The organism is Mesorhizobium sp. M4A.F.Ca.ET.050.02.1.1, from assembly GCF_003997725.1.
Taxonomy (GTDB): Bacteria; Pseudomonadota; Alphaproteobacteria; order Rhizobiales; family Rhizobiaceae; genus Mesorhizobium.
In genome coordinates this window covers 1-3004 of sequence record NZ_RZSG01000732.1, presented here as the reverse complement: position 1 = coordinate 3004, position 3004 = coordinate 1, and the positions used below count along the sequence as shown (strand labels likewise).

The following is a 3004-nucleotide window of genomic DNA, read 5'->3' as shown; positions in this document are numbered from 1 at the left end:
GCGTCACCTGGGTCTCGATCCTGGTCGCGACCTGCGCCGGCTCAATCATTGCGCTCATGCTCGATCGGGAGCGCCGCGCGGATCCATGACCGCGCCGCCAAATACTGTCTCATTGCGAATGGCGTGCTGAAGGAGGCGACCGTCGCCACGCCTCCGGTCCGCGCGACAACATATGTTATAGCTCGCTCGGCGGGATGCTCGTAACTTCGGCTCGCTTTGCATGTCTGGGCGAGCTCGGCGAAGAGGCGGCTCGGCCGAAGGTCGGGAATGCGTGGAAACCCAGCCTATCGCGCCATCTCGCACCATATCTTGCTGCACCGCACAATGTCGCACTGCCCTGAGTCATTCGCCCAAGGCCAATCATCCGGAGATTTTCATCAAATATCAAATAAGCACTCGCGAAAGTTGCGCGCCTCTTACCCAGAACACAACCCGATGAATACTTCTAGACTAACAGAACAAGCGTCGGATTTCTTGCACGACACCCCGACGCACTGGGGCGCAATTGGCAAAAATGGCGAAAACTTGGCGAATTTGCGCCTTTTGTCGGCGCCGCGATCACGATTTTATTTCAAGATGGTAAACATTTTGTGTTGCGGCGCAGCATTCCATGTTACATTCGTTAGCTATTGCGAATATGCCGTGGAGGAGTTGAGCAGTTTGGGCCTTCTGCTGACCGGCATCGATATCAATCCAGCCTCAGCGGAATACGCCGGCGGACGCGGCTGATGGCAAACGCCCGCGACATACAGCTCGATGCGCTGCGCGCCGTCGCGGTGACGATGGTGCTCTATGCCCACTTCCTGGCGCCCGGCGGGGCTTCTTTTGTCGGCCATCTCGGCGTCAGGCTGTTCTTCGTGCTGTCCGGCTTCCTGATCACGCGGCTGCTCATCGACGCGCGCGACGCCGCCGCGTACGAGGCGGGGCCGGCGCTGCGGGCCTTCTACATCCGGCGCATGCTCAGGATCTTCCCGCCCTATTTCGCGGTGCTGGGCTTGGTCTGGCTGACCGACCTCGAACATTCCCGGGGCTCGCTTATCTGGCACGCGCTCTATCTCTCCAATTTCTGGTACGCGCTGCGCAACGAGTGGACGCCCTGGCTGCTCTGCCATTTCTGGAGCCTCAGCATCGAGGAGCAATTCTATCTCGCCTGGCCGCTGATCGTGCTTCTGGCGCCGCGCCGGCGCATCGAGGCGATCGTCACTGGCGTGATCTTGTTGTCGCTCGCCTACCGCTTCTATTGGCCGGTGACCGCAGTGCCGACACTTGCCCGCGATCTGCTGCCGCCAGCCTCGATGGACGCGCTGGCCTGCGGCGCGCTGCTTGCGTCGCGCCGCGCCAGGGGCGCTGACCTGCCGCGCTGGATGCGGCTCGGCTGGCCGGTTTTCGCAACCCTGTTCCTGGCGATCCACTGGTTCGTCCCGGCGCCGGCAAACCCGATGCTGGAATGGGCGCACTGGCTGCTGCTGCAGGTGCTGCCGCTGGTGCCACTGGTGGTTCTGGTCACGGCCTTCTCGCGAGGCGTCGGCGGCTTCATCGGCAAGCTCGCGGAATTGCCACCCGCGCTTGCCCTTGGCCGCATCAGCTACGGCGTCTATCTCTACCACCCGATCCTGCTGGCCTATGCCGTCAAGGCGCAGCCCTGGATTCCGCTCAACGTCTCCGAACAGGGGCCGGGCCGTTTCCTGGTCGCGGGCGCGGCCACCATCATTGTCGCCGCAGTTTCCTGGACGGTTTTCGAAAAACCGCTCAACGGCTTCAAGCGTCACTTTCCCTACGTCGCGCGCCGCGCTCACCCGCGCAGCGCGGGCGACACTGGCCGGTTGACCTTTCCCGGCGTGTCGCCCGATCATCGCGCGGCAGGGCTCGACCTGTCGCGCACGGAGGCACGCCGATGACCGCCGCGCCGCTCGTTTCCGTGCTTTTGCCCGTCTACAATGCCGGGCCCTATATCGCCGCCGCGATCGGCTCGATCCTGCGCCAGGACTACGATCGCCTCGAGGTGATCGCGATCGATGACGGGTCGAGCGACAACTCGCTGGAAATCCTCGAGCGCCACCGCAAGGCCGACAGCCGCGTCAGGCTCTTCTCGCGCGAAAACCGCGGCCTCGTCGCCACGCTGAATGAAGGGCTGCAGCTCGCCCGGGGCGAACTGGTCGCCCGTATGGACGCCGACGACTTCGCCTATCCGTGGCGCCTGTCGCGCCAGGTGGCACTGTTTGCCGAACGGCCGGAGCTCGGCTTCTGCGGCGCCGGCATAGACATGCTGCAGCACGGCCGCATCAAGAGCGGCTCGCTCGATCCGGTGTTCAAGGTCGGCCGCATCCCGATCCTGTCGCAGTTCTTCACCATCTTCATGCACCCCACCGTGGTCTACAATCGCCAGGTCATCGGCGACGACAGCCTGCACTACGATCCGCAATACAGGCATGCCGAGGATTTCGACCTCTTCCGGCGCCTCGCCGCCCGCTACCCGGCGGCGATGATGCCGGAGAACCTGCTTGTCTACCGCATCCATCCGGGCAGCGTGACCAGCCGGCATTGCGAGGAGATGCGCCGCACGCATCTCAGGATCGTGGCCGAGAATCTCGAGGGCGAGGGCCTGGCGCAGGCGACGCAGGACCTGCGCGCCATCGGCGAGAACGTTTCGTTCGACACGGTCGCCCGCGCGGCCCAATTCATCGTTGCGCTGGAGGAGCGGATCGCCTCACTGCCCGACGAGACACGGCCAAGCTTCGCCGCCGGCGCGCTCAACCTTTTCTATTTCCTCTACCAGCTCGTCGGCGACGAGAAGAGGCCGCCGCTGACGCGTGAGCTGCTGACGCGGACGGCGAAATGGGACGCCATCCGCCGCCGAGAGAAATACGCGCTTGGCCCCGGCAACTGGGCTCCCTGGCTCAGCCTCGCCTCGATCACCGCCAGCAAGAAGGCCGACCGGCTGGCCTATCATTTCAAGGCCAGGCCGGAAGCCGAGGTGCTGAAGCCTTTTCGATTGGGGCTGGCA

Annotated in this window: 3 protein-coding genes; all 3 read left to right on the top strand. The window is 64.1% G+C overall.

The genetic code is table 11. The annotated features are described in order from the left end of the window. The first annotated feature begins 267 nt into the window (after positions 1 to 267). Positions 268 to 729 carry a hypothetical protein gene (locus tag EOA33_RS30215; protein ID WP_127407311.1) on the top strand — a complete coding sequence of 154 codons (462 nt, stop codon included), beginning with the start codon at positions 268 to 270 and terminating at the stop codon, positions 727 to 729. Next, positions 729 to 1898: an acyltransferase gene (locus EOA33_RS30210; protein WP_127407310.1), complete on the top strand. Its 1170-nt coding sequence runs from the start codon at positions 729 to 731 to the stop codon at positions 1896 to 1898. The genes EOA33_RS30215 and EOA33_RS30210 overlap by 1 nt, the downstream gene beginning before the upstream one ends. Next, positions 1895 to 3004: glycosyltransferase (locus EOA33_RS30205; protein WP_127407309.1), on the top strand; the 1110-nt coding region annotated here is incomplete at its 3' end. The genes EOA33_RS30210 and EOA33_RS30205, both read left to right, overlap by 4 nt.

Bases quoted from the DNA above. Each gene is read 5' to 3' on its own strand.
- EOA33_RS30215 (WP_127407311.1), top strand. From the start codon at position 268: ATGCGTGGAAACCCAGCCTATCGCGCCATCTCGCACCATATCTTGCTG.
- EOA33_RS30210 (WP_127407310.1), top strand. From the start codon at position 729: ATGGCAAACGCCCGCGACATACAGCTCGATGCGCTGCGCGCCGTCGCG.